Source organism: Microbacterium sp. CR_7, from assembly GCF_041954755.1.
GTDB lineage: Bacteria > Actinomycetota > Actinomycetes > Actinomycetales > Microbacteriaceae > Microbacterium.
Genome location: NZ_JAVAYF010000003.1, coordinates 22,624 through 47,005, shown reverse-complemented (window position 1 = coordinate 47,005; position 24,382 = coordinate 22,624). Strand labels below are relative to the sequence as shown.

Annotated in this window: 21 protein-coding genes; 12 read left to right on the top strand and 9 right to left on the bottom strand. The window is 69.8% G+C overall.

Annotation, left to right across the window (positions count from 1 at the left end):
* Positions 1-4 precede the first annotated feature (4 nt).
* Entirely contained in the window at positions 5-3,214 is a 3,210-nt protein-coding gene (locus tag RAC81_RS06295; RefSeq protein ID WP_375081553.1) for an efflux RND transporter permease subunit, read from the top strand.
* Between the two features lie 81 nt (positions 3,215-3,295).
* On the opposite strand, the gene RAC81_RS06290 is transcribed toward RAC81_RS06295, so the two are convergent.
* Positions 3,296-4,192 (bottom strand): aldose 1-epimerase family protein, encoded by an 897-nt coding sequence (locus RAC81_RS06290; protein ID WP_375081552.1) that lies wholly within the window; start codon positions 4,190-4,192, stop codon positions 3,296-3,298.
* A 275-nt stretch (positions 4,193-4,467) separates the two neighbouring features.
* On the opposite strand from RAC81_RS06290, the gene RAC81_RS06285 reads away from it, so the two are divergent.
* Positions 4,468-6,657, top strand: coding sequence for a DEAD/DEAH box helicase (locus RAC81_RS06285; RefSeq protein ID WP_375081551.1), 2,190 nt, complete (start codon positions 4,468-4,470; stop codon positions 6,655-6,657).
* 116 nt (positions 6,658-6,773) lie between these two features.
* Here RAC81_RS06285 and RAC81_RS06280 read toward each other — a convergent pair whose 3' ends face one another.
* The 3 genes from RAC81_RS06280 to RAC81_RS06270 all read right to left on the bottom strand — a co-directional run bounded on the left by RAC81_RS06280 (position 6,774) and on the right by RAC81_RS06270 (position 9,726).
* On the bottom strand, positions 6,774-7,313 hold the full coding sequence (locus RAC81_RS06280; protein ID WP_375081550.1) for a YaeQ family protein: 540 nt from the start codon (positions 7,311-7,313) through the stop codon (positions 6,774-6,776).
* 57 nt (positions 7,314-7,370) lie between these two features.
* Positions 7,371-9,521, bottom strand: a complete 2,151-nt coding sequence (locus RAC81_RS06275; protein ID WP_375081549.1) for an intein-containing Rv2578c family radical SAM protein — start codon at positions 9,519-9,521, stop codon at positions 7,371-7,373.
* 61 nt (positions 9,522-9,582) lie between these two features.
* On the bottom strand, positions 9,583-9,726 hold the full coding sequence (locus RAC81_RS06270) for a hypothetical protein (protein ID WP_375081548.1): 144 nt from the start codon (positions 9,724-9,726) through the stop codon (positions 9,583-9,585).
* Positions 9,727-9,816: 90 nt separating this feature from the next.
* On the opposite strand from RAC81_RS06270, the gene RAC81_RS06265 reads away from it, so the two are divergent.
* The 4 genes from RAC81_RS06265 to RAC81_RS06250 all read left to right on the top strand — a co-directional run bounded on the left by RAC81_RS06265 (position 9,817) and on the right by RAC81_RS06250 (position 12,780).
* Positions 9,817-10,752, top strand: a complete 936-nt coding sequence (locus RAC81_RS06265; RefSeq protein WP_375081547.1) for a M15 family metallopeptidase — start codon at positions 9,817-9,819, stop codon at positions 10,750-10,752.
* Between the two features lie 151 nt (positions 10,753-10,903).
* Positions 10,904-12,067, top strand: a complete 1,164-nt coding sequence (locus RAC81_RS06260) for an acyl-CoA dehydrogenase family protein (RefSeq protein ID WP_375081546.1) — start codon at positions 10,904-10,906, stop codon at positions 12,065-12,067.
* A 123-nt stretch (positions 12,068-12,190) separates the two neighbouring features.
* Positions 12,191-12,412 (top strand): ribbon-helix-helix domain-containing protein, encoded by a 222-nt coding sequence (locus RAC81_RS06255; RefSeq protein WP_096716183.1) that lies wholly within the window; start codon positions 12,191-12,193, stop codon positions 12,410-12,412.
* Entirely contained in the window at positions 12,409-12,780 is a 372-nt protein-coding gene (locus tag RAC81_RS06250) for a type II toxin-antitoxin system PemK/MazF family toxin (RefSeq protein WP_375081545.1), read from the top strand. The genes RAC81_RS06255 and RAC81_RS06250 overlap by 4 nt, the downstream gene beginning before the upstream one ends.
* A gap of 77 nt (positions 12,781-12,857) precedes the next feature.
* On the opposite strand, the gene RAC81_RS06245 is transcribed toward RAC81_RS06250, so the two are convergent.
* The 5 genes from RAC81_RS06245 to RAC81_RS06225 all read right to left on the bottom strand — a co-directional run bounded on the left by RAC81_RS06245 (position 12,858) and on the right by RAC81_RS06225 (position 17,598).
* Complete coding sequence (locus RAC81_RS06245) at positions 12,858-13,439, bottom strand: ECF transporter S component (protein WP_375081544.1); 582 nt, start codon at positions 13,437-13,439, stop codon at positions 12,858-12,860.
* A complete protein-coding gene (locus tag RAC81_RS06240; RefSeq protein WP_375081543.1) occupies positions 13,436-14,311 on the bottom strand; it encodes a siderophore-interacting protein in 876 nt (291 codons plus the stop codon). The genes RAC81_RS06245 and RAC81_RS06240 overlap by 4 nt, the downstream gene beginning before the upstream one ends.
* A gap of 11 nt (positions 14,312-14,322) precedes the next feature.
* Positions 14,323-15,138: an energy-coupling factor transporter transmembrane component T gene (locus RAC81_RS06235; RefSeq protein WP_375081542.1), complete on the bottom strand. Its 816-nt coding sequence runs from the start codon at positions 15,136-15,138 to the stop codon at positions 14,323-14,325.
* Positions 15,135-16,862, bottom strand: a complete 1,728-nt coding sequence (locus tag RAC81_RS06230) for an ABC transporter ATP-binding protein (RefSeq protein WP_375081541.1) — start codon at positions 16,860-16,862, stop codon at positions 15,135-15,137. The genes RAC81_RS06235 and RAC81_RS06230 overlap by 4 nt, the downstream gene beginning before the upstream one ends.
* Before the next feature lie 193 nt (positions 16,863-17,055).
* Positions 17,056-17,598: an ECF transporter S component gene (locus RAC81_RS06225; RefSeq protein ID WP_096716177.1), complete on the bottom strand. Its 543-nt coding sequence runs from the start codon at positions 17,596-17,598 to the stop codon at positions 17,056-17,058.
* Positions 17,599-17,795: 197 nt separating this feature from the next.
* Between RAC81_RS06225 and RAC81_RS06220 the strand changes: the two genes are divergently transcribed.
* The 6 genes from RAC81_RS06220 (at position 17,796) to RAC81_RS06195 (ending at position 24,309) form a co-directional block, all read left to right on the top strand.
* Positions 17,796-20,078, top strand: a complete 2,283-nt coding sequence (locus tag RAC81_RS06220; protein ID WP_375081540.1) for a carbon starvation CstA family protein — start codon at positions 17,796-17,798, stop codon at positions 20,076-20,078.
* A 12-nt stretch (positions 20,079-20,090) separates the two neighbouring features.
* The gene (locus RAC81_RS06215) at positions 20,091-20,336 is read left to right on the top strand and encodes a YbdD/YjiX family protein (RefSeq protein WP_375081539.1); all 246 of its coding nucleotides are present in this window, start codon (positions 20,091-20,093) and stop codon (positions 20,334-20,336) included.
* A 203-nt stretch (positions 20,337-20,539) separates the two neighbouring features.
* Positions 20,540-21,724 carry a sensor histidine kinase gene (locus RAC81_RS06210; RefSeq protein WP_375081538.1) on the top strand — a complete coding sequence of 395 codons (1,185 nt, stop codon included), beginning with the start codon at positions 20,540-20,542 and terminating at the stop codon, positions 21,722-21,724.
* A gap of 4 nt (positions 21,725-21,728) precedes the next feature.
* On the top strand, positions 21,729-22,460 hold the full coding sequence (locus RAC81_RS06205; RefSeq protein WP_375081537.1) for a LytR/AlgR family response regulator transcription factor: 732 nt from the start codon (positions 21,729-21,731) through the stop codon (positions 22,458-22,460).
* On the top strand, positions 22,457-22,831 hold the full coding sequence (locus tag RAC81_RS06200) for a heavy metal transporter (RefSeq protein ID WP_375081536.1): 375 nt from the start codon (positions 22,457-22,459) through the stop codon (positions 22,829-22,831). The genes RAC81_RS06205 and RAC81_RS06200 overlap by 4 nt, the downstream gene beginning before the upstream one ends.
* Complete coding sequence (locus RAC81_RS06195) at positions 22,828-24,309, top strand: cation acetate symporter (protein WP_375081535.1); 1,482 nt, start codon at positions 22,828-22,830, stop codon at positions 24,307-24,309. Before RAC81_RS06200 ends, RAC81_RS06195 begins: the two co-directional genes overlap by 4 nt.
* The last annotated feature ends 73 nt before the right edge of the window (positions 24,310-24,382 follow it).

The following is a 24,382-nucleotide window of genomic DNA, read 5'->3' as shown; positions in this document are numbered from 1 at the left end:
TCCCGTGTCGAAACTCGCCGTCCTGAGCCTGAAGAACCGCGCGCTGATCGCCCTCATCACGATCGTCGCCGCGGTGTTCGGCGGACTCGCTCTCACGAACCTCAAGCAGGAGCTCATCCCGTCGCTCGAGCTGCCGAACCTCGTCGTCACCGCGACCTATCCCGGCGCCTCGCCCGAGGTCGTCGAGAACGACGTGTCGACGCCGATCGAAGCGGCGATCCAGGGCGTGCCCGGCCTCGAGAGCACCACCGCGACGAGCACCACCAATGCGTCGGTCGTGCAGGCGACGTTCGCCTACGGCACCGACCTCGCGACGGCCGAGCAGAAGATGCAGCAGGCCATCAACCGCATCTCGGCGCAGTTGCCGGAAGGCATCAGTCCGCAGGTGCTCGCGGTGTCGGTCGACGACTTCCCCGTCATCCAGGTCGCGGTGACCGGCTTCGAGAACGCGCAGGAGGCGCAGACCCAGCTCGAGAACGTCGCGATCCCCGACCTCGAAGACGTCGACGGCGTCAACGCGGCGCAGATCATCGGTGGCGTCGGACAGCGCATCACCATCACGCCCGACGTCGCCGCGCTCGCCGCGCAGGGCGAGAGCACCCAGGCGATCAGCGACGCGCTCGAGCAGAACGGCACCCTGTTCCCGGGCGGCGACATCACCGAGAACGGCCAGACGCTCACGGTGCAGACGGGTGCGAAGATCACCTCGGTCGAGGAGATCGCCGCTCTCCCCATCGTCGGCACCGACGTGACGATCGGCGACGTCGCGACGGTCGTGCAGGAGGCCGATCCGGTCTCGTCGATCTCGCGCGTCGACGGCGAGGACGCCCTGTCGATCTCGATCACCAAGCTCCCCGCCGCGAACACCGTCGAGGTGTCGAAGGGGATCATCGCCGCGCTCGACGAGATCGGCGAGGCGCTGCCGGATGCCGAGTTCACGATCATCTTCGACCAGGCGCCCTTCATCGAGCAGTCCATCGAGACGCTCGCAACCGAGGGACTGCTGGGTCTGGCGTTCGCCGTGATCGTGATCCTCGTGTTCCTGCTGTCGATCCGCTCGACGCTCGTGACCGCGATCTCGATCCCGACGAGCGTGCTCATCACCTTCATCGGACTGCAGGCGTTCGGCTACTCGCTCAACGTCCTCACCCTCGGCGCCCTCACCATCGCGATCGGACGCGTCGTCGACGACTCGATCGTCGTGATCGAGAACATCAAGAGACACTACGTCGGCGACGCCGACAAGGGCGACGCGATCCGGCTCGCCGTGCGCGAGGTCGCGATGGCGGTGACCTCGTCGACCATCACCACCGTCGCCGTGTTCCTGCCGCTCGTCTTCGTCGGCGACGCCGTGGGTGAGCTGTTCCGGCCGTTCGCCATGACCGTGTCGATCGCGATGGTCGCCTCGCTGCTCGTGTCGCTGACCATCGTGCCGGTTCTCGCCTACTGGTTCCTGCGCCCCGGCAAGCCCCTGCTCGACGAGGACGGCGTGCAGATCGATCCCGAGCACCCGGATGCTCCGCCGACCCGCCTGCAGCGCGGCTACCGCCCGATCCTCGGATGGACGCTCAAGCACTCGTGGATCACCGTGCTCCTCGCCGTGATCGTGCTCGGCGGCACGATCGCCGCCGCACCGCTCATGAAGATCAACTTCCTCAGCGACTCCGGCCAGAACACCATGACGGTCACGCAGGACCTCGGTCCCACCGCCAGCCTCGAGACGAAGTCCGATGCGGCGATCGCCGTCGAGGACGCCCTGCTCGACATCGACGGCGTCGAGCACGTGCAGGCGTCGATCGGGTCGAGCGGCTCCGCGCTGCGCGACGCGTTCTCGGGCGGCGCGGGAGTCACCTACTCGGTGCTCACCGACAGCGACGCCGACCAGGAGGCCCTCCGCACCGAGGTGCAGGACGCGATCGAGAAGCTGACCGACGTCGGAGAGGTGTCGGTCGCGGCATCCGCAGGCCTCGGATCGAGCGACATCGAGATCACCGTCACCGCCTCGAGCAGCGACGACCTCGCCACAGCCACCTCTGCCGTGGTCGACGAGCTCGACGGTCGCGACGGCATCGGCCAGGTCACCGACAACCTCGCCGCCGCCCTGCCCTATCTCGCGGTGGTCGTCGATCGCGACGCCGCCGCGGCGCGCGGGCTCTCCGAGGTAGCCGTCGGCGCGATCGTGTCGAACACCATGCGTCCGCAGCAGCTCGGATCCGTCGAGATCGACGACTCCTCGCTGACCGTCTACCTCGCGAACGCCACCCCGCCCACGACCGCCCAGGCGCTGCGCGAGCTTACGATCCCCACCCCGACGGGCGTCGTGCAGCTGCAGGACCTCGCGGCCGTCGAGGAGCGCAACGGCCCCACCTCGATCACCACCGAGCAGGGCCGTCGCACCGCCACGATCACGGTGCCCCCGGCCTCCGACAACCTCGCCACCGCGACGCAGTCGGTGACCGAGGCGCTCGCCGCGGTCGACCTGCCCGACGGCGCCTCTGCCGAGGTCGGCGGCGTCGCCTCGCAGCAGGCCGACTCGTTCTCGCAGCTCGGACTCGCGATGCTCGCGGCCATCCTCATCGTGTACGTGGTGATGGTCGCGACCTTCAAGTCGCTGCGTCAGCCGCTGCTGCTGCTGGTCTCGGTGCCGTTCGCGGCCACCGGCGCGATCCTGCTGCAGATCGTCACCGGCGTGCCGCTCGGCGTCGCCTCGCTGATCGGGGTTCTGATGCTCATCGGCATCGTGGTGACGAACGCGATCGTGCTCATCGACCTCGTGAACCAGTACCGGGAGAAGGGACTGTCGACCGCCGAGGCGGTGATGGCGGGTGGTGAAAAGCGTCTGCGGCCGATCCTCATGACCGCGCTCGCGACGATCCTCGCGCTCACCCCGATGGCGCTCGGCATCACCGGTCACGGCGGCTTCATCTCGCAGCCGCTCGCGATCGTCGTAATCGGCGGTCTGCTGTCGTCGACCGTGCTCACGCTGATCGTGCTCCCGACGCTGTACAACCTCGTCGAGGGTGCGAAGGAACGGCGCCACGCTCGCAAGGGCGGCGGTACCGCCGCGACGGATGCCGCAGACGGCGCCCCGGACGGGACCGACGGCCCCGCGCTCGCCGGAGCCACGGCATCCGGAGCGTCGTCGGCTTCGGCACCCGCCCTCCCGCACGCGCCGCAGCTCACTCGCCGCGAGCTGCGCGAGCGCGGCGAGTAGCCGCCTCACCGCTGAGACCCCGTCCTGTCGACCGCAGGGCGGGGTCGTCGCGAACCGGGCGTCTCGGGCGCGGGGCGCGTCTCAGTCGAGCGTGATGCCCCAGTGCAGGGTCCAGGTCTCGCCGGGGGCGAGGCGCCGCAGTCCGGTTCTGCTGTTGAACGCGTCGGCCGGGGCGGTCATCGGCTCCATCGCGACGGCGAGCGGGCGTCCGGGGTACTTGTCGGTCGTGAAGACCTGCACGACCTCGTAACCCTCGCCCTGCCAGAGCGTCAGACGGCGGCCGTCCGGTGCGGTGAGCGAGTGGCGCGCGATGCCGTCGGCATCCCGCTCGAGGTCGATGAACCCCGTGTCGAGCGAGACGTCGCCGAGGCGCACGCCCTCCCGCACGGCCGCGTCGATCGGGCGCGTGCCGACGGGCAGCATCCGCTCGTCCGTCTCGATCGCCGTGGCGGCCGAGACGCGCAGCACGAGGTCTTCCTCGGCGACGTCGCCGATCGTGAGGAACGGGTGCGAACCGACGGCCACGGGCGCCGGCGTCGCCGACTGGTTCGTGATCACGTGCTCGACGTCGATGCCGTCGGCACGCAGCGTGTAGGTGACGCTCGTCTCGAGCAGGTACGGGTAGCCGGTCTGCGGCACCACCGACGTGCGCAGGGTCGCCGACGACGCGCCCTCCGTGACCTCGTAGGCCGTGAACCTCAGCAGGCCGTGGCTGGCGTTGCCGAACTTCGGCTCGGTGATCGCCAGCTGTCGCTCGGTGCCCTCGTCGTCCCATCGCCCGTCACGCACGCGGTTCGGCCACGGCACGAGCACGACGCCCGAGCACGACGGCGTCGGCGCGTCGAGCGGGTACGGGGCGATCAGATCGACCGATCCGATGCGCAACGAGCGGAGCGAGGCGCCCACCTGCGCGATCTGCGCCGACACCTCGCCGAGCTGGAGATGGATCTGGGTGCCGGTGGGGGATGCGGTGCTCATGCCGCCATCGTAGGGCGACGGGCGTCCTCCCAGGTGCGACCGGTACACTGGTGTGGTCGGCTTCGGGCACCCGCGTATGGACGCGGACGTTTTTGTGCAAGAAGTGTGAGCCCAGGGGCCGATGGTGAGCGTCGATCGACGCAAATCAACCATCACATGAATGGCCCCGGCCGCTGACAGTCCGGACCCGCAGTTCGATTTCTCGATCGGATGCCGGGTGCTCGCGCGTGTGCGCGGTAGCGCTGTTCTCGTGCGAGAACTCAGAAGGACACCCCATGCCCAAGAACAAGAAGCCCCGCGGCGGACGCCCCGCCGCCAACTTCGAGCCGCGCTACGGCGCCAAGAAGACCTCGTTCCACGACCGTCACGCCGGCGGCCGCGACGGAGCCCGCGACACCCGCGACGGAGCCCGCGACACCCGTGGCGGACGAGCGGATGCCGGGGAGCGGCGTCCTGCGGCGGCCGGCTTCGACCGCCGTCCCGGCAGCCGCAGCCCCGGCCACCGCGGTTACCGCGCAGCCGACGAGGGCGGTGCTCCCAAGCAGCGCTGGTCCGCGCAGGAGCGCGCCGGCCGCGACGAGGCCCGCAGCATCCGCAACCGCGCCGAGTCCGGACGCCGCGAGGCCCCGCACCGTCGCGACGACCGCGAGCGCCCCCGTTCCGATGAGCGCCGTTTCGACGATCGCCCCCGGTTCGACGACCGCGCTGGTGCGCGTCGCTTCGACGACCGTCCGCGTCGGGACGACCGCGGTTCCGACCGTCCCCGTTACGACCGTGACGACCGCGGCGGGCAGCGCTCCGACCGTCCCCGTTACGACCGTGACGACCGCGGCGGGCAGCGCTTCGACCGTGATGCGCGTTCGCGGCGCGACGACCGCGGGTTCGGCGACCGCGCCGGCCGTGGCGGCGACCGCCCCCGGTACAGCGACCGCGGCGCCGAGCGTCCGCGTTTCGACCGCGATGCGCGTCCGCAGCGCGACGACCGCGCAGCATCCGACCGTCCTGCACGCTCCTACGACGCCGACCGTGCCCGTCGCGCCTTCGACCGCGACCGCACTCAGCGTGCGATCGAGGGCGGCCGCGACGAGCGTTCGCGCCCGTCGACCGGTGGCGCGTACCGCACCGAGCGTCCTCGTCGCGACGACCGCACCGGTCGCGACGCGCGTCCGAGCCGCAGCGACTGGAACGCCGCACCCAAGGCCGTGTTCGAACCGACCGAGGACGTCGTGCACGAGCGCCTCGAGGCCAAGGCGGTGCAGGCCGTCGAGGTGACCGACGTGACGTTCGCCGATCTCGGGCTCGGATCGAACATCGTCGAGACGCTTGCCAACATGGGGGCGGCCAGCCCGTTCCCGATCCAGGCGGCCAGCATCCCGGCCGTGCTCGAAGGGCGCGACGTGCTCGCCCGCGGCCGCACCGGCTCGGGCAAGACCATCGCGTTCGGCGCACCGCTCGTCGAGAAGGTGCTGCAGTCGCAGGCCGGCAAGCGCCGTGAGTTCGGACGGTCGCCGCGCGCGATCATCCTCGCCCCGACGCGTGAGCTCGCCCTGCAGATCGACCGCACGATCCAGCCCATCGCCCGCAGCGTGGGCCTCTTCACGACCCAGATCTACGGCGGTGTGCCGCAGGGTCGCCAGGTGGGCGCCCTCAAGAAGGGCGTCGACATCGTCATCGGCACGCCCGGTCGCGTCGAGGACCTCATCAACCAGGGCAAGCTCGACCTCTCCGACTGCCGCATCGCGGTGCTCGACGAGGCCGACCACATGTGCGAGCTCGGGTTCGTCGAGCCCGTGCAGCGCATCCTGCGTCACACGGCCGACGGCAGTCAGAAGCTGCTTTTCTCGGCGACGCTCGACCGCGAGGTCGCAGCCCTCGTCGACGAGTTCCTCGTCGACCCCGCCGTGTACGAGGTCGCCGGCGAGGACCAGGAGTCCAGCACGATCGAGCACCGCGTGCTCGTGATCGAGCACCGCGACAAGGCCGACATCCTCACGTCGCTCGTCGACCGCGAGGGCAAGACCCTCGTGTTCGCCCGAACGCGCGCCTACGCCGAGATGCTCGCCGAGCAGTTCGACGACGCCGGCATCCCGGCGGTCTCGCTGCACGGCGACCTGAACCAGGGCAAGCGCACGCGCAACCTCGAGCGCCTCACCTCGGGACGCGTCAACGTGCTCGTCGCGACGGACGTCGCCGCCCGCGGCATCCACGTCGACGACATCGACCTGGTCGTGCAGGCCGATGCGCCGGACGAGTACAAGACGTACCTGCACCGCTCGGGCCGCACCGGCCGTGCCGGTCGCTCGGGTCGCGTCGTCACGCTCATCACGCGTCAGCGTCAGCGTCGCATGAGCGAGCTGCTGAGCCGCGCCGAGATCGAGGCGCCGTTCGAGAACGCGCGCGTCGACGACGATCTGATCGAGGAGATCGCCGGACGGATGCCGTCGGCCGCCGACCTCACCAGCTGACCGTTCGGTCACGAAGGCCCCGTCCCGCGTTCCCGCGGGCGGGGCCTTTCGTGCACCTCGCGGGTCGTTGAGCGAGGAGCGCAGCGACGACGGAACGCGGTGAGGCCCGCTGACCGTCAGTCGATCGTGTGCTCGTGCACGGCCGTCGTCAGGCTCGTGCCGTTGAGCGTCAGGTACAGGGTCTGCTCGGTGACGGTCATCGTCACGGTGTTCCGGCGCTCGAGCAGCGACGCGGCGGATTCGATGAACCCGGGGTCGAAGCTGTACACACGGACGTCGTCGGCGCGGTGGATGCGCTTGTCGGCCCAGGGCGCCATCACCTTCACCGGATCGCGGTGGGTGTAGACGACGACGCGATCGGCGAGACGCGTGGCGTGATGGAGGCGTTCGGCGTCGGGGGCTCCGACCTCGATCCAGGCGGTGATGCGCCCGGTGAGGTCGCGCACGACGACGGCGGGTTCCTCGGTGTCGGAGACGCTGCCGCCGAAAGCGATGCCCTCGGCGTACTCCAGTCCGTATGCGAGCAGACGGGTGAGCAGATATGCGTCGGTCTCGGACGGGTGCCGTGCCGCGCGGAGGGAGTAGTCCTCGTAGACGCCGCGATCGGTGTCTGCCAGTTGCACGTCGAACGTGTGGATTGTCGAACCGATCGCCATAGTCTTCGAGCCTACGGGCTGTGGCGCGGCGGGACGGACGGATGCCGACAGTGGGCGTCAGAAGAGCATCGGCTGTGCAGGGGCCTCCCCGTTCGATCCGGTCGTCCGGAAGCCGACGGACGTCGTCGCCCGGGCGCCGCCCTGCGACTCGTTCTGACTCCAGATCGAGTCGACGTGCCCCTGCCCGGGGCGGGTGCCGCGGCGGGGGTAGTCGTTCTCGTCGCGCCCGTCGAGGCCGTGCATGCGGATCAGCGGGCGTGCGCGCTTGGCGAGCCACTGGCGGTAGCCCTTCGGCGCCTCGACGGACACCCCGGGGTACAGTCCGAGGTACGACGACACGAGATCGGGCCGTGCCTCGCCGAGCCACTGCATGAACCAGGGCTTCACACCGGGGCGCAGGTGCAGTGCGCCGTAGATGACGCGCCGCGCTCCGGCATCCTTGATCCGTCTCAGCGCGGTGTCGATCGCTTCGACCGAGTCGGTCATGTGCGGCATGATCGGCATGAGGAAGACGGTGACGGGGAATCCGGCATCCGTGAGTGCCTTGACCGTGTCGAGCCTCGCCTGAGTGGTGGGGGCGCCCGGTTCGATCGCCTTCTGCAGATCGTCGTCGTACATCGCGATCGACATCTGCACGTCGACCGGAACACGCTGCGCCGCCTTCACCAGCAACGGGATGTCGCGACGGATCAGCGTGCCCTTGGTGAGGATCGAGATCGGAGTACCCGACTCCGCCAACGCCTCGATGATTCCGGGCATCAGCTTGTACCGACCCTCCGCGCGCTGATAGGGGTCGGTGTTGGTGCCGAGTGCGACGGTCTCGTGCTGCCAGCTCCCCTTGCGGAGCTCGCGCCGTAGCACCTCGACGACGTTGGTCTTCACGACGATCTGCGAATCGAAGTCCGATCCGCCGTCGAGGTCGAGATACTCGTGCGTGCCCCGGGCGAAACAGTTGTGGCTGATGACTCCGTTCGCGATGAAGTCGCCGGTCCCCGTCGTGATGTCGAGAAGATCTCGATCGCCGGGCAGGGGGTCGATGCTCACGACGCGAAGGTCGGCCACGCTCTTGACGGCCGTGCCTTCGAGAAGCAGTTTGCGGCTGATCGCCGGCGTGGCGACGGTGAAGAACCGCTGACGGCTCGGCAGACCGCCGACGACGCGCACGGTCGAAACGCCGTTCGACCTGGGGGCCTCGGTCACGTGGGGGATGCCGAACACCGACAGCGCGCGTTCGATGGACGCGAGCAGTTCGGCATCTTTATTGGAGATCCGAAGTATCCCGCGCGAACAGCTGCCCTCCGCGTCGAAGATGCCGCCGAGGAATCCCGCGTGCCAGTCGTGGTCCCTTTCCTCCGGTGGGGTGATGAGCGACTCGATCGTCTCGACGGCTCCGCGGGCCGCAGTGTGAAGCGCATTCGCGGCGCTGCGCTTCTCTGTCGCGACAGCGAAGGGACGTGTTCGAGTCGGCACTCCTTCCTGTTCGAGGAAGGCGCGAGTGCGCGACAGTGCCTCGTCGTCGATCAACGCGAGTCGAAACATGTGGATCTCGCGCGTGCGCTTCGCGCTCGGATAGGTGCCATGGAAGATCATTCCGTCTCCGCGGATCATTCCGGAGAGATAGCCGCGTCGGTAGGATTCCGACGACTGGTCCGTCATCGCACGGGCACCGCCCACGCCGAACCCCATCAGTCGATTGCTGGTCGTGAGGTGTGGGCGCTGGCCGCCCTCGGCATCGGTCACGTGCTTCCAGCCGCGTTCGGTGAGGAAGCGGTGATCGCCGCTGGCGATGATGCTCGTTCCATCGGCGAGAGTCACACGGTGGGCTTTCTTGCGTGTGGTCCACTTCGCCTGAATCGTGGTGCGGACGTAGCGTCGGTAATTGCCTTGCCGCTCGGTGCCGATGATGGCCGCTCCGACCTCCAGGTCGCGCAACGGGCGCTGCCTCCCGTCGGCGCACAGGATCAGCGTGTCGGGCGAGACGCAGTAAGTGCACGCATGGCTGCATCCTCGGTAGGGGTTGATCGTCCACGCGAACGGCATGCGCGAAGCGCCGGGCACGTGGTTGAGCGCCGACTTCGACAGCACCTCGTGGAACGTCATGCCGGCGAACTCGGGCGTCGTCACTGATCGCAGCATGCTCGACCGATCTTCGAGACCGGGCAGCGCAGCGGCATCCGTCTCGCCGACCTTCTGTCCCTGCCACCGCATAGTCTCATTCGAACATGAAGACGAATGAAAGGCAAGTGAGATTCGAAGAAAAAGACGAACGTCAGCCCGGCGGTTCGGTCGCCCGGATCACCCCGCACTCCACGCACGACCACACGACGAGGAATCGCTCGTCGTCGAGGATCTCGAAGGTGAGCGCTCCGCCGCAGGTCGGGCAGATCCGGGGATCGGCGGCGCGTGCGTGCATGCACTCAGCCTACGGAATCACGGCGGCACGGGGTCGAGACCGATCGGGTCTCGGCATGCGGCGTCACGCCGCGCGCGGCACAATGGAGGGATGACCTCCACGCCGCAGCCTCGGCATGCGGCGCCGCGCTCCCCGATTCGCGGACCAGCACTGCCGGGCGGGCTCGCGGTGACCGCCGTCGGCATTCTCCTGTCGATCGCCGGCGCGCCCGTCGCCGACTCCGCCGAGCAGCAGACGGTGATGCCCGAGCCGGTGGTCGTCGCCGAGGTGCCGGCCGTGCAGGTCGGGGGGACCACGGCGGCCGACCCGTGCTCGGAGCCGTCGGTGCTCGAGGCGATCGCGGTGGCCGAAGACCCGGCCATCATCGCCGGCTTCGGAGGCGGGGCCAGCTTCCGCAACGCGGTCGTGGCGGGCAACGCGCCGTGCATCGGTCTCGACGATCCGGCGCACGTGTGGGTCGTCGTGAACAAGGCGCGACCGCTGAATCCGGTCACCTTCGCGCCCGCGTCGCTCGCCGACATGCCCCTCGAGATGACGACTCCGTCGGGCCAGGCCCGCACCGACGTCTCTGCCGCAATCGGCGAGCTCGCCGCCGCAGCCGCCGCAGAGGGCGCGGGTCAGATCGGTGCGAACAACGGCTACCGCTCGTACGACCTGCAGGTGTCGACGCACGCGTCTCACGTGCGCAACAGCGGGCAGGCAGGAGCGGATGCCGCGTCGGCCCGCGCCGGGCACAGCGAGCACCAGACCGGACTCGCGCTCGACGTCGTGGCGTGCAGCCCCGAGTGCGGAGAGATCGATGCCTTTGGCGCGACGCCCCAGGGCGCGTGGGTGGCGGAGAACGCCTGGGAGTACGGGTTCATCGTGCGGTACGAGCAGGTCGGCAGCGGGATCACCGGCTACAAACCCGAGCCGTGGCATCTGCGCTATCTGGGGCGCGAACTCGCGGCGGCCTACCATCACGGCGGCTATCACACGCTCGAGGAGTTCTTCGGCCTTCCGGCGGCGCCCGAGTACCCACACTGACCCCGCTCGGGGCCGCCCTGGCGGCATCCGACAATCGCGGTACCCAGTCTCACCGGAAGTGGGATGCATTCTCACAACGCACTGTCTTCTCCCCGTCGTACCGGCATATGATCGCCGGAGCAACGACGCACGAGACGTTCGGGAGGACGGCATGGAACGCGACATCTACGAAGAGGATCACGAGGCATTCCGCGACCTCGTCAAGGATTTCGTCAAGCGCCACGTGACGCACGAGGCGATCGAGAAGTGGGACGCCGACGGAGAGGTCGACCGCGCGACCATGCTCGCCGCCGGAGAAGCCGGCATCATCGGACTCTCGGTTCCTGAGGAGTTCGGCGGAGCGGGGATGCTGCAGGACTACCGCTTCCGCGCGATCGTCAACGAGGAGGTCATCGCCGCCGGAGCGGGTTCGCTCGCCGGTGCCTTCGGCATCCAGGACGACCTGGCCGTCCCGTACCTCGTGCACATGGGCACGCAGGCGCAGAAGGAGAAGTGGCTGCCGCGCATGGCCACGGGCGAGGTGATCGGCGCGCTCGCGATGACCGAGCCGGGTGCGGGTTCCGACCTCCGCGGCATCAAGACGACCGCGAAGAAGACCGACGGCGGCTACATCGTCAACGGGGCGAAGACCTTCATCTCCTCGGGGGCGACGGCCGACCTCGTCGTGACGTTCGTGAAGACCGGCGAGGGCAACCGGCCGGACGCGTTCAGCCTGGTGCTGATCGAGAACGGCATGGAGGGCTTCGACCACGGCAAGAAGCTGCACAAGATGGGCTTCCAGGGTCACGACACCGCCGAGTTGTCGTTCAGCGACGTGTTCGTGCCCGACGAGAACCTCATCGGCGGCGAAGAGGGAAAGGGCTTCATCCAGCTGATGATGAACCTGCCGCTCGAGCGCCTGTCGATCGGCGTCGCCGGTGCGGCGGCCGCGCAGGCGGCGCTGGACTGGACCGTCGCCTACACGAAGGACCGCGAGGCGTTCGGCGAGCGGATCATCGACTTCCAGAACAGCCGGTTCCAGATCGCCGACATGGCGACGACCGTCGACGCGCTCTGGGCCTACATCGACCGCGCGCTGCTCGCCTACTCGAAGGGCAAGCTCTCGGCGGAGGAGGCCGCGAAGGTCAAGTTCTGGGCGACGGAGCGCGAGTGGGAGGTGCTCGACGCCGGAGTGCAGCTGCACGGCGGCTACGGCTACATCACCGAGTACCCGATCGCCCGCGCGTTCCTCGACGCCCGGGTGCACCGCATCTACGGCGGCACGAACGAGATCATGCGCGAGATCGTCGGGCGGCAGATCGCCGGCAAGCGCTGACTCACGCAGAAGGGCCCCGGGTTCGCCCGGGGCCCTTCTGCGTGTACCGCTGAATACCGGTGAAAGCACCTGCGGTGGGGAGATGGGTAGCAAAAGGACTGCTACCGGGGTAGCATCGTCGGCATGAGCAGCACCAAGATCAGCCTCAGTCTCAGCACAGCGGACGTGGCGTTCCTCGACTTGGAGGCGCTGAGTGGACGGTACTCCTCGCGCTCAGCGGCGGTGCAGGATGCCGTGCGATTGCTGCGGGAGAGCCGACTGGCTGACGCTTACGCCGAGGCATACGCCGAGGACTACGATGACGCCTGGGATGTGGCCGACGAGGACGGACTCGCCAGCGCATGACCGCAGATGCGCTGCCGCTTCTGCGCCGAGGACAGATTCTGCTCGTCTCCCTCGATCCCGCGGTGGGCTCGGAGGCGAGCAAGACGCGACCTGCGGTCCTCGTGAGTAACAACACCGCCAACGGTGCGGCTGCGCGGTCGGCCCGGGCGACGGTGACCATAGTGCCGCTGACGTCGAACGTCGCTCGGGTGCGTCCGTTTCAGGTACTGCTCCCCGCGGAGGCCACCGGTCTCGACCGGGATTCGAAGGCGCAAGCGGAACAGATCCGAACGATCGCCGTTGACCGGATCGTCAGACCCGTGGGGTGGGTACCCGCCGAACTCGTCGCGGAGATCGACGAGGCCATGCGCCTGCATCTGGCGCTCTGAATTCCCAGCGAGACGGCCTGGGGTGCACCCTCTGTCTGCGACCCGAGCGGCGATCGCCTCCCCGGCGGAGCGCGGACTCAGCGGGACGCGCGCGCTCCGACGCCGGCCCTACGCAGACGATCGGCGATGAGGACGCCGAGCGCCGTCGCGCCGACGCAGCTCGCGAGAGTGAGAGTGAAGAAAGCGATCTGCAGTCCGACGGTCACGCTGCCGAGATCGAACGACTGCCACGCGAGGATCGGATAGACGACGCTCACGACGACCGCACCCACGTAGTGCAGCCACGTGCCCCAGTATCGCCAGAGCACGAAGAGGAACGGCAGTTCGGTGAACGCCGCCCACCACAGGTTCGTCGCGACGCTGCTGAAGCCGTACCCCGAGAAGGGGACGATGACGAGGCCGGCCAGCAGGCCCACGAGCAGCCCGACGAAAGGACGCCGCAGCAGCCGCAGGGCGATCACCGAGGGCAGCAGCCAGAGGCCGGCGAGGGCGACGCTCACGAAGGGCAGTCCGGCGAACAGGAGCGTCGAGACCCAGTTCGCGGGGGCGAGCAGGATGCCGCCGGCGACGCCGAGCGCCGCGCAGGTGAGCAGCACGGCAGTAGGGATGCGGCGCTTGCCGGTGTTCCTGTCGCCGCGCGTCGTATCCGTCCCGCTCACGCGAGCGGCTCCGCCGCGGCATCCCGGGCCGCCTTGGACGCAGGCGACGCGGCGCCGACTTTCCAATACCCGCAGAAGCTCACGGCGTTCTTATCGACGCCGCGCTCGCCGACGAGGTGCTTGCGGACGCCCGAAGCGAGGGACTGCTCTCCGGCGGCGTACACGTGGAACGGAGCCTCCGGCAGTGCGAGGTCGTGCAGCTGCGCGAGTGCGCGCGATCCGGGCGGGAACTCGTGCGGGCGCGTGAGCCAGACGACGTCGATGCCCGCGGGGTGCGGGAAGTCGAGGGCGTCCTCATCGGAGGGGACCTCGATGATCGCCGTGCCCGTCGCGCCCTCGGGAAGCGACGCGCAGATCGACGCGATGGCGGGCAGCGCCGTCTCGTCGCCGATGAGCACGACCCGCTCCGTTCCGCGCTGCGGGTTGAAGGTCAGGCCCTCGTCGATGATGAGGACGTTCTCGCCCGGCGCGCAGGTCTCGGCCCAGCGCGATGCCGGGCCGGCCGTCCCGTCTGCCGCGGAGCCGTGCAGCACGAAGTCCACGTCGATCTCGGCACCGGTGTCGCCGGTCGCGGGTCGGTACGCACGCACCGTGTAGTTGCGCATCACGGGTCGCTCGCCGTCGGGGATGCGCAGGAACTTGAGGTACCCGAACATCTTGTTTGCCTTGGCGGGCACGCGGTCGAGACCGGCATCCCCTCCGATCGGGAGGAACAGGCGGAACCACTGGTCGAAGCCCATCGGGCGGAACTTCGCGATCTCGCCGCCGCCGAGCGTGACGCGGATCCAGTGCGGGGCGAGGCGCTCGGTGCGGAGCACGGTGAGGTGCAGGAGCTCGGACGACTCGGGCTTCACGAGCTTGCTGTATGCCATGGGTACGCCTTTCAGGGCAGCTGCCAGGGGAAGAACGCCGCGAACACCGCGGCGGAGATGACGAGGCACAGGACGACGAACACGGTGTCGCGTGCGCGGAACGGCACCAGGTGTCGTTCGGTGCGGGTCGGGTGGGCGCCGAAGGCGCGGGAATCCATCGCGAGGGCGACGCGTTCGGCGTGGCGGATGGCGCCAGCCAGCAGTGGCACGATGTACCCCCAGCCGCGGGCGACCCGGGCGAACGGGCCGCTGCCGCCGTGGTGACCGCGCACCCGGTGGGCGGCGCGGATGACCGACAGCTCGTATCCGAAGCGGGGCACGAACCGGAACGCCGCGAGCGCCGTGTATCCGATGCGATAGGGGACCCGCAGCTGCTGCACGCTCGCGCGTACGAGGTCGGGGCCGGTCGTCGTGAGCCCGCCGATCAGCGCGAGGGCGATGATCGCGCCCAGCCGCAGTCCGGTCGCGAAGCCGATCGCGAGGGCGCCCTGGTGGAGGGTCCATGCCCCGATCTGCACCACCGCGGGGGTGTCGGCAACGAGAGAGGCATCCACCCACAGCGAGAAGCCGACGCCGATCGCGAGGATGCCGAGCGGCAGCGCTCCGAAGAGCAGCGCCGCCGTGCGCGCCGTGAGCCGTGCGCCGACCGCGATCACCGCCATCGCGAGCACAAGGAACGCGGCGGGAGTCGCGAGATCCCGCACGAAGATCAGCAGCACCATCGCCGGGACGACGCCCGCGATCTTTGCGAGCGGATTGAGCGCGTACAGGAACTGGCGACGTGAGGTCTGCGCCAGGGCTGCATACGGATCGACGATCAGGGTCATGCGATCGCCCACCCGGATGCCGCGAGCACGCGCTGCAGGGGAGGGAGCCGCAGCCCGGCGTCCGTGAACGTCCGCTCGTTGCGGAAGAGGTCGGCGGTGGTGCCGGCCGCGTGCACGCGTCCTGCACGCAGGATCAGGGTGTGCGTCGAGTGCTCGGCCACGAGCTGCAGGTCGTGGGTCACGATGAGGATCGTGGTGCCCTCTGTGCGGAGATCGTGGAGCAGCGTCAGCAGCTCGGCGGCCCTCGCGCGATCCTGCCCGAACGTCGGCTCGTCGAGAGCCAGCACGCCGGGTCGGGTGATCAACGCCGTTCCGACCGAGAGACGGCGCTTCTCGCCGCCGGAGAGCAGGAAGGGGTGCACGTCCGCCTTCTCCTCGAGGCCGAAACGCGCGAGCATCGACTGCACGCGCTCGGTGATCTCGGCATCCGGAACGCGCCGCAGCCGCAGCCCGTGCGCGAGCTCGTCGAACACGGTGTGGGCGATGAACTGGTGCTCGGGGTTCTGGAAGACGAAGCCGATCCGGCTCGCGAGGTCGCGCGGAGCTGCCGCACCGGGGTCGACGCCGTCGACGATCACCTGGCGCTTCGGGGGAGGCACGACACCGGCGAGCGCCTGCAGGAGCGTCGTCTTGCCCGCGCCGTTGGTGCCGACGATCGCCGTGAAGGTGCCGCGTGCGATGTCGAGGTCGATTCCGTGCAGGATCTCGGTCCTCCCGCGCCGGACGGTCAGCCCGCGTGCGCGGACGATCGGCTGCTCCTCGGTCGTTGAGCGAGCGGAGCGAGACGAAGCGCGGTGGGGTGTTCCGGGAGTCTTGCCGCGTTTCGTCTCGTCGCTGCGCTCCTCGCTCGACGACCCGGGAGACGGCCCGCCCGCAGCGAGGGCCGTGGCGAGTTCATCCGGCGTCAGCGGCAGCGGATCCAGCGTGGCACCGGCATCCCGCATCCTGAGCGCGGCGATCGTGGCGGCCGGAAGCCACACGCCCATCGCGACGAGCTCGTCGACGTGTTCGCGGATGACCTCGGCGGGCGCTCCATCGAACGCCACGCGGCCCGAGCGGTCGAGCACGACGGTCCGGGTGACGAACGACAGGGCCGCGTCGAGGCTGTGCTCCACGAGCAGGATCGCCCGGTCGCCCGCCGCGACGACGTCGGCGAGTGCGGCGTACACGTCATCGATGCCCTGCGGGTCGAGGTTCGCGGTGGGTTCGTCGAGCACGACGAGCGGCGATCCCATCGCCAGGGCGCAGCCGATCGCGAGACGCTGGCGTCCGCCGCCCGACAGCCGGTCGGGGTTCTCGTCGCGCCGCTCCCACAGTCCGACGCGCCGCAGCGCAGCCTCCGTGCGCGTGCGCACCTCATCGAGCGGCAGCAGCAGGTTCTCCGGTCCGAAGGCGACCTCGTCGTACACGGTGCCGGTCACGATCTGCGCGTCGGGATCCTGGAACACCATCGCGACGTGGGTGCTGAGCGTCGCCGTCAGCGCGTCAGCGGTGTCGAGCTCGCCGGCGATCACCTGGCCGGTCATGGTCGCCGGCACCGCGTGGGGGATCAGACCGTTGAGGGCGAGGGTGAGCGTCGACTTGCCCGATCCCGAGGGGCCGAGCAGCAGCACGACCTCGCCGGGACGGATGTCGAACGTCACGTCGGCGGGAGAAGGGCGCGCCGCATCGGCGTGCGTGATCGAAAGATCGCACACGCGGAGCAGGGGTGCGGAAGAGCGCACGGCATCCCTCGGATCGCGGGTCGGTACCCCTCCAACTTAGCCGAGCCTTACCTGACTCGCGATGCCGCGCATGCCGGCCCCCTGACGCCGAGACCCACCACGCGCGTCGGAACCCACCGCCACCGACGTCGCGGCTGGTGGGTCTGGGCGCGGGTGGTGGGTCTCGACACAGAGATGGGGATGCCGCGCGAGGTCAGCGCCGCGCGACGCCCGCCCGACTCAGCGCCGTGCCGATCGCGAGCCCGACCGCGGTCCACGCCACCGGACCGAGCACCGACACCACGAGGTACGCGATCTGCGCCCACAGCGGCAGGGCTCCGAGGTGCGCGGCGAAGAACACGACCACGGCGACGAGGATGCCGATCACGCCCGCCGAGAGGAAGAACCGCCACGCGCCCCAGGCCCGGTAGCGCGTCAATGCGGCGATGCCCTCCTGGATCGCGCCGAACAGCAGCGCCGTGCCGATGAAGCGCAGCGCCCACGCGGGGTTGAACGCACTCGAGATGAGCGCGGCGATCACGTGCGTGACGAGCGCGACGAGCGGCCGGCGCAGCACCTCCTGAGCGATGATGCCGGGCAGCACATGAGACCCGAGCACGAGGCCGTAGAGGTAGGGCGTGAGGATCAGAACGCCCGGTGTGATGAGGCCGGCGATGCCGCCGAGGATGCCGGTGGCGACGCCGATCGCGGCGCAGACGAGCAGCACGCGCGTCGACAGGAGAGGGGTGCGGGCCACCTCTCCAGACTACTTGCGGAGGGATGCCGCCAAGGCCGCGAGCCGCCGTGCAAAACCGGGGCGGTACCGCCACTCGGCATCCGTTCGTCGCACGGTCGGCGCCGCTCGTCGCACGATCGGGCCGCCGCCATCCGTTCGACCGCCGACGATCCCTACCGTGGATGAACGCAATGACGCGCATCCCGAGGAGAACCCCCATGACCGCATCCTCGCCGCACAGCCGCGGCGCCGCGACCACCGACGACGATCCCGTGATCGTCACCGACCCGAAGCTGCCGCCGGTCGCCCTGACTGACGAGCACCACGAGCGCGCGAACCGCTGGACTCTGCCGAAGATCCTGCTCTGGACCGCCATCGCCCTGCTCGGCGGCGTGGCCTGGGTGATGCTCGCCATCGTCCGCGGCGAGACCGTGAACGCGATCTGGTTCGTGTTCGCGGCCGTGTGCACGTACCTGATCGGCTACCGCTTCTACTCGAAGGTCATCGAGCGCTACATCACACGCCCCGACGACCGTCGGGCCACGCCCGCCGAGGTGAAGCAGGACGGCAAGGACTACGTCCCCACCGACCGCCGCGTGCTCTACGGTCACCACTTCGCCGCCATCGCCGGCGCCGGCCCGCTCGTCGGCCCCGTGCTCGCCGCGCAGATGGGCTACCTGCCCGGAACGATCTGGATCATCGTCGGCGTCGTGCTCGCCGGAGCCGTCCAGGACTACACGGTGCTGTTCTTCTCGATGCGCCGCGGTGGCCGCACGATCGGCCAGATGGCGCGTCAGGAGCTGGGAAGGATCGGCGGCACGGCTGCGATCGTGGCATCCCTGCTCATCATGCTGATCATCGTCGCGATCCTCGCCCTCGTCGTGGTGAACGCGCTCGGCGAGAGCCCGTGGGGTGTGTTCTCGGTCGCGATGACCATCCCGATCGCCCTGTTCATGGGCGTGTACCTGCGCTTCCTGCGCCCGGGCAAGGTCACCGAGGTCTCGATCATCGGCTTCGTGCTGCTCATGGCCGCGATCATCGCGGGCGGCTGGGTCGCCGGCACCGAGTGGGGTCAGGCGATCTTCCACCTCGACCGCACCACCATCGCCTGGGGCATCATCATCTACGGCTTCATCGCCGCGGTGCTCCCCGTCTGGCTGCTGCTCGCCCCGCGCGACTACCTGTCGACGTTCATGAAGATCGGCGTGATCGTGATGCTCGCCGGTGCGATCGTGCTCGTGCGTCCGGAGATCTCGGTCCCCGCCGTCAGCATCTTCGGCGAGAACGGCATGGGGCCGGTGTTCGCCGGTCCGCTCTTCCCCTTCCTGTTCGTGACGATCGCGTGCGGCGCCCTGTCGGGTTTCCACGCGCTGATCGCCTCGGGCACCACTCCGAAGCTGGTGGAGAAGGAGCGCCAGACGCGCTTCATCGGCTACGGCGGCATGCTCATGGAGTCGTTCGTCGCGATCATGGCGCTCGTCGCCGCGATCTCGATCGACCAGGGAATCTACTTCGCGATGAACGCGCCGTCCGCGGCGACCGGCGGCACCGTCGAGGGAGCCGTCGCCTTCGTCAACTCCCTCGGCCTGACGGGAGTGAACCTCACACCCGACATGCTCACGGGGACGGCCGCGGCGGTCGGCGAGGAATCGATCGTGTCGCGCACCGGCGGCGCCCCGACCCTCGCCCTCGGGCTCGCGCACATCATGCAGCAGGCCCTCGGCGGTCAGGCGCTGATGGCGTTCTGGTACCACTTCGCGATCATGTTCGAGGCGCTGTTCATCCTCACCGCGGTGGATGCCGGCACCCGCGTCGCACGCTTCATGCTGCAGGACTCGATCGGCGCGTGGTTCCCCAAGTTCCGCGACGTCTCGTGGCGTCCCGGCGTGTGGATCTGCACCGCGATCATGGTGGCCGGTTGGGGAGCGATCCTCATCCTCGGCGTCACCGATCCGCTCGGCGGCATCAACACGTTCTTCCCGCTGTTCGGCATCGCGAACCAGCTGCTCGCCGCGATCGCGCTCGCCGTGGTGCTCGCGATCGTCGCGAAGCGCGGACGGTCGTACGTCAAGTGGCTGTGGATCATCGGCCTGCCGCTCGCGTTCACGGCCGTCGTCACGATCACGGCGTCGCTGTACAAGATCCTGTCCCCGGTCCCGGCGATCGGCTACTGGGCGAACCACTTCCGCTACCGCGAGGCGTTGAGCTCGGGCGACACGTCGCTCGGCGAGCCGAAGGTGCTGGAGGCCGTCATCCGCAACACCGCGGTGCAGGGCACGCTGTCGATCATCTTCGTCACGCTCGCGATCGTCGTCATGATCGCGGCGGTCGTGGCGACCATCAAGGCGATCCGCAACGGCGGAGGGGAGAACAGCGAAGACGCTCCGGTCGCGTCGCGCCGTTACGCCCCCGCGGGCTTCCTCCCGACCGCTGAGGAGCGCGAGCTCGAGAAGCAGTGGGAGCCGATCCTCGCCGACGAGCGCAGGGCATCGACGCACTGAACGGCGCGTGAGATGACCGACACGATGAATCGGACGGATGCTGCGGCCACCGCCCTGCGGGCACTCTGGTGTACCGCGGGGCGGGTGGGCCGCGGCATCCGCTGGTACATGACGACGCTCATGGGCGACACCGCCTACGCGACCTACGTCGCCCATCACCGTCGCCACCACTCCGACGAGGAACCGCTGACCGAGCGGCAGTTCTGGCGGCAGCGCATGGACGACCAGGACCGCAACCCCGGTGCCCGCTGCTGCTGACCCGCCGACGAGCGATCCCGTGCCTCGCCCGCCGTGCACGTCCCTGCACCCACGCCGAGACCCACCACCCGCGCCGAAACCCACCACCCCGAACGTCGCCGGTGGTGGGCCTGGGCGCGCGTGGTGGGTCTCGGCGCAGAGCAGGAGAAGTCCGGATGCCGGATGCCGATGGGATGCGGATGCCGTATGCCTAGGCTGAGGGCATGAACGACGTCGTCCTCGCCGCGGTCCTGGGCGCGGTCGGCGGCGTCGTGCTCACGGTGCTGCTCCTGCTCGCGAGGCGCTTGGCGCGAGGATCGGCCGACCTCGGCAGCGATGCCGAGCGGGCCGCGCTGCAGGCCCTGCATCAGGCGAGCCTCGCAGCGCCGCACCTCCGCGCGGGGCTGACCGGTCCCGACGTGGTCAAGGCGGCCCGGCACCTTCGGGTGCTGCTCGGCAGTGCGGCGGTGGCGATCGTCGGCGACGACGATGCGCTGTCGTTCGACGGACCGTCCGACGGGCTGGAGTCGTCGGCCGTGCGCATCGCCCAGCACGTGCGGTCCTCGGGGCGTCGACAGGTCTTCCGGTCGCCCGACGGGCACACCGACGCCCTCGAAGCGGTGGGCGCACCGATCGTCGTCGACGGGCAGGTCATCGGCGCCGTCGTGGCGTTCGCGGCCCCGGTCGGTGCAGCGCTCGTGCGCGCGGCGGAAGAGGTCGCCGACTGGTGCGCCGCGCAGGTCGAGCTCGGCAGCCTCGATGCGTCGCGCACGCAGCTGGCCGAGGCCGAGCTGCGGTCGCTGCGGGCGCAGATCTCGCCGCACTTCATCTACAACTCCCTCACCGCGATCGCGTCGTTCATCCACACCGACCCGCTACGGGCGCGCGACCTCGTGCTCGAGTTCGCCGACTTCACGCGGTACTCGTTCCGCCGGCAGGGGGAGTTCACGACGCTCGCGGAGGAGCTCGGCAGCATCCGCTCCTTCCTCGAACTGGAGCGCGCACGGTTCGGAGAGCGCTTGCGCGTGACCCTGCAGATCGCGCCGGAGACGCTGTCGACCGTCATCCCTTTCCTCTCCGTGCAGCCACTGGTCGAGAACGCCGTGCGCCACGGCGTCGAACCCGGTGAGGGCGGGGGCGAGATCCGCATCGTCTCGCGCGACGACGGCACGCACACCGAGGTCACCGTCGAGGACGACGGCGTCGGGATGGACCCGGACGCGCTCCGCGCCACACTCACGGCCGCCGACGACGGGTCGCACGTGGGCCTGCGCAACGTCGACACCCGCCTGCGTCAGCTGTACGGACCCGAGGGCGGCCTCGTCGTCGAGACGAACACCGGCGCGGGTACCCTGGTGCGCATGCGGGTGCCCAAGTCGCAGCCGCAGCACGATCCCGAAGGCGATTGACTCGATGACCGACGCAGGCACGATCGACGTCGTCGTCGCCGACGACGAGAAGCCGGCGCTCGACGAACTGGTGCACCTGCTGCGCCTCGACCCGCGGATCGGCGACGTGCTCACGGCGACGTCAGGTGCCGAGGCGCTGCGGATGCTGTCGCAGCACCGTGTGCGCATCGCGTTCCTCGATATCCACATGCCCGGTCTGCTCGGCACCGACCTCGCCCGATCCCTGCTCGCCCTCGCCGCGCCGCCGGCCGTCGTGTTCGTCACCGCCGACGAGGCCCGCGCGGTCGAGGCGTTCGAGCTGCGCGCGGCGGACTACCTGCTGAAGCCGGTGCGGGTCGAGCGGCTGCGGCAGGCCGTCGATCGCGTGATCGAGCTCGGCGGGTTCGCCGTGCCGGGCGACGACGAGACGCTGCCGGTGACGATCGGCTCGACCGTGCGGTTCGTGCGGCGCAGCGAGGTGCGCTGGGTGCAGGCCCAGGGCGATTACTCGCGCCTGCACACCGCGGACGGCGGGCACCTCGTCCGCATCCCGATCTCCGAGCTCGAGACCCGATGGGAGGATGCCGGGTTCCTGCGCATCCATCGCTCCACCCTCGTCCGCGCGGCCGCCGTGACGGAGGCGCGCCTGTCGGGGTCGGAACCGGCGGTCGTCGTGGATGCCGCGGTGCTGCCCGTGAGCCGACGCCTCGTCGCGACGGTGCGCGATGCCCTCCTGCGCGTCGAGGGGGCGCCGTGACCGAGACGCCGAAGCGCGTGCGCGTCACCGCCGATGCGCCGACGCGACGCCCAGCGCCGCTGACGCGCGGCATCGCCCTGCCCGGCTCGCCGGTCGACGAAGCGGATGCCGTGTTCACGCGCGCGCTCATGCGCAGCCAGCTGCGGCTCGCCCTCGGCACTGTCGCGGGCTTCGTGCTCGTGGTGATCGCTCTGACGCTCGCGATCGCCCTGATTCCCGAGTTCGATCAGCTCGTGGTGTGGGGGCTGCCGCTGTCGTGGCTGCTGCAGGCGTACGCGTTCTACCCGATCATCCTCGTGTTCGCGGTGCTGTACGTGCGCACGGCCGCGCGCAACGAACGCCGGTTCCGTGCGCTGCGGGACCGCGAGTGAACGCCGTCCTCGACCTCGTCGGCATCGCGCTCGTCGTAGTCGCGACGCTGCTCATCGGCGTCTACGGGCTGCGTATCTCGCGCACCACGGGCGATTTCTTCGTCGCCTCGCGCACGGTGCGCCCGGTGTGGAACGCCTCGGCGATCAGCGGGGAGTATCTCTCGGCTGGCACGTTCCTCGGACTCTCCGGACTCGTCCTGCTCGACGGCGCGCGGGGGTTCTGGTTCCCGATCGGATACGCGGCCGGCTACCTTCTGGTGCTCGTGTTCGTCGCGGCGCCGCTGCGTCGCAGCGGCGCGTACACGATCCCCGATTTCCTGGAGGCGCGACTGGAATCGACGACCGCCCGCCGTGTCACCAGCATCGCGGTGCTCGTGATCGGCTGGCTGTACATCGTGCCGCAGCTGCACGGCGCCGGCATCACGCTGCTCGTCGTCGCCGGGCTGCCCGAGTGGGTCGGAGCTGTGCTCGTCGCCGTGCTCGTCGCGGCGGCAGTGGCGGCCGGAGGGATGCGCGCGATCACCTACGTGCAGGCGTTCCAGTACTGGCTCAAGCTCACGGCTCTGCTCGTGCCGGTGGTGTGCATCGCGTTCGCGCTGAGCGGCGGGCCGCACGATTTCGACCCCGCGTTGGTGTTCCCCGCCGAGGCCGGCCCCTCGGGGTTCGACGCGTACGAGACGGCATCCCTACTTCTCGCCCTCCTGCTCGGGACCATGGGTCTGCCGCACGTGCTCGTGCGGTTCTACACGAGTCCGACCGGGGTCTCGGCGCGCCGAACCACCGTGATCGTCATCGGCATGGTGAGCGCGTTCTACGCCGTGTCGAGCACGATGGGTCTGCTGGCGCGCGTCGCGGCTCCCGACCTCGCGGTGCCGGGCGTCGCCGATACGGTCGTGCTGCTCTTGCCGTCGCGAGTGTTCCCCGGCATCGCGGGCGAGCTGCTCACGGCACTCATCGTCGCCGGTGCGTTCGCGGCGTTCCTCGCGACCTCGGCCGGACTCGTGGTCTCGCTCGCGGGCGTCGTGAGCCAGGACGTCTTCTCCGGATCCGTGCGCTCCTTCCGTCTGTCGGCCGTGCTGTGCGCACTCGTCCCGCTCGCGGTCGCGCTTCTCACCGCGCCGGCGGGACTCGGATCGAGCGTCGGAATCGTGTTCGTGATCGCCGCGTCGACGCTCTCTCCGGTGATCCTCCTGGGCGTGTGGTGGCGCGGCCTCACGGCCCGCGGGGCGGTCGCGGGGATGCTGTCCGGCGGCCTCGCAGCGGGCCTCGCCCTGGTCGTGCACGCGGCGATCGGCGGAGTGGGCGTCGCCGCTCCGTACCTCGCTCAGCCCGCCGCCTGGACGATCCCGCTGGCGGCCGCGGTCACGGTCGTCGTGTCGGTGCTCGACCCGCGCGGACCGTCGCCGCGCACGGCGAAGTTCCTCGCGCGCGTGCACTCGCCGGAGCGGCTCTCACCCGTGGAGAGCGACAGGAAATGACGTACTGGTCTTTCGTCTAGGTTTCCTCGTCGAGCCTGGTCACCCGGCGGATGCTCGGGCTACTTTGATCCGC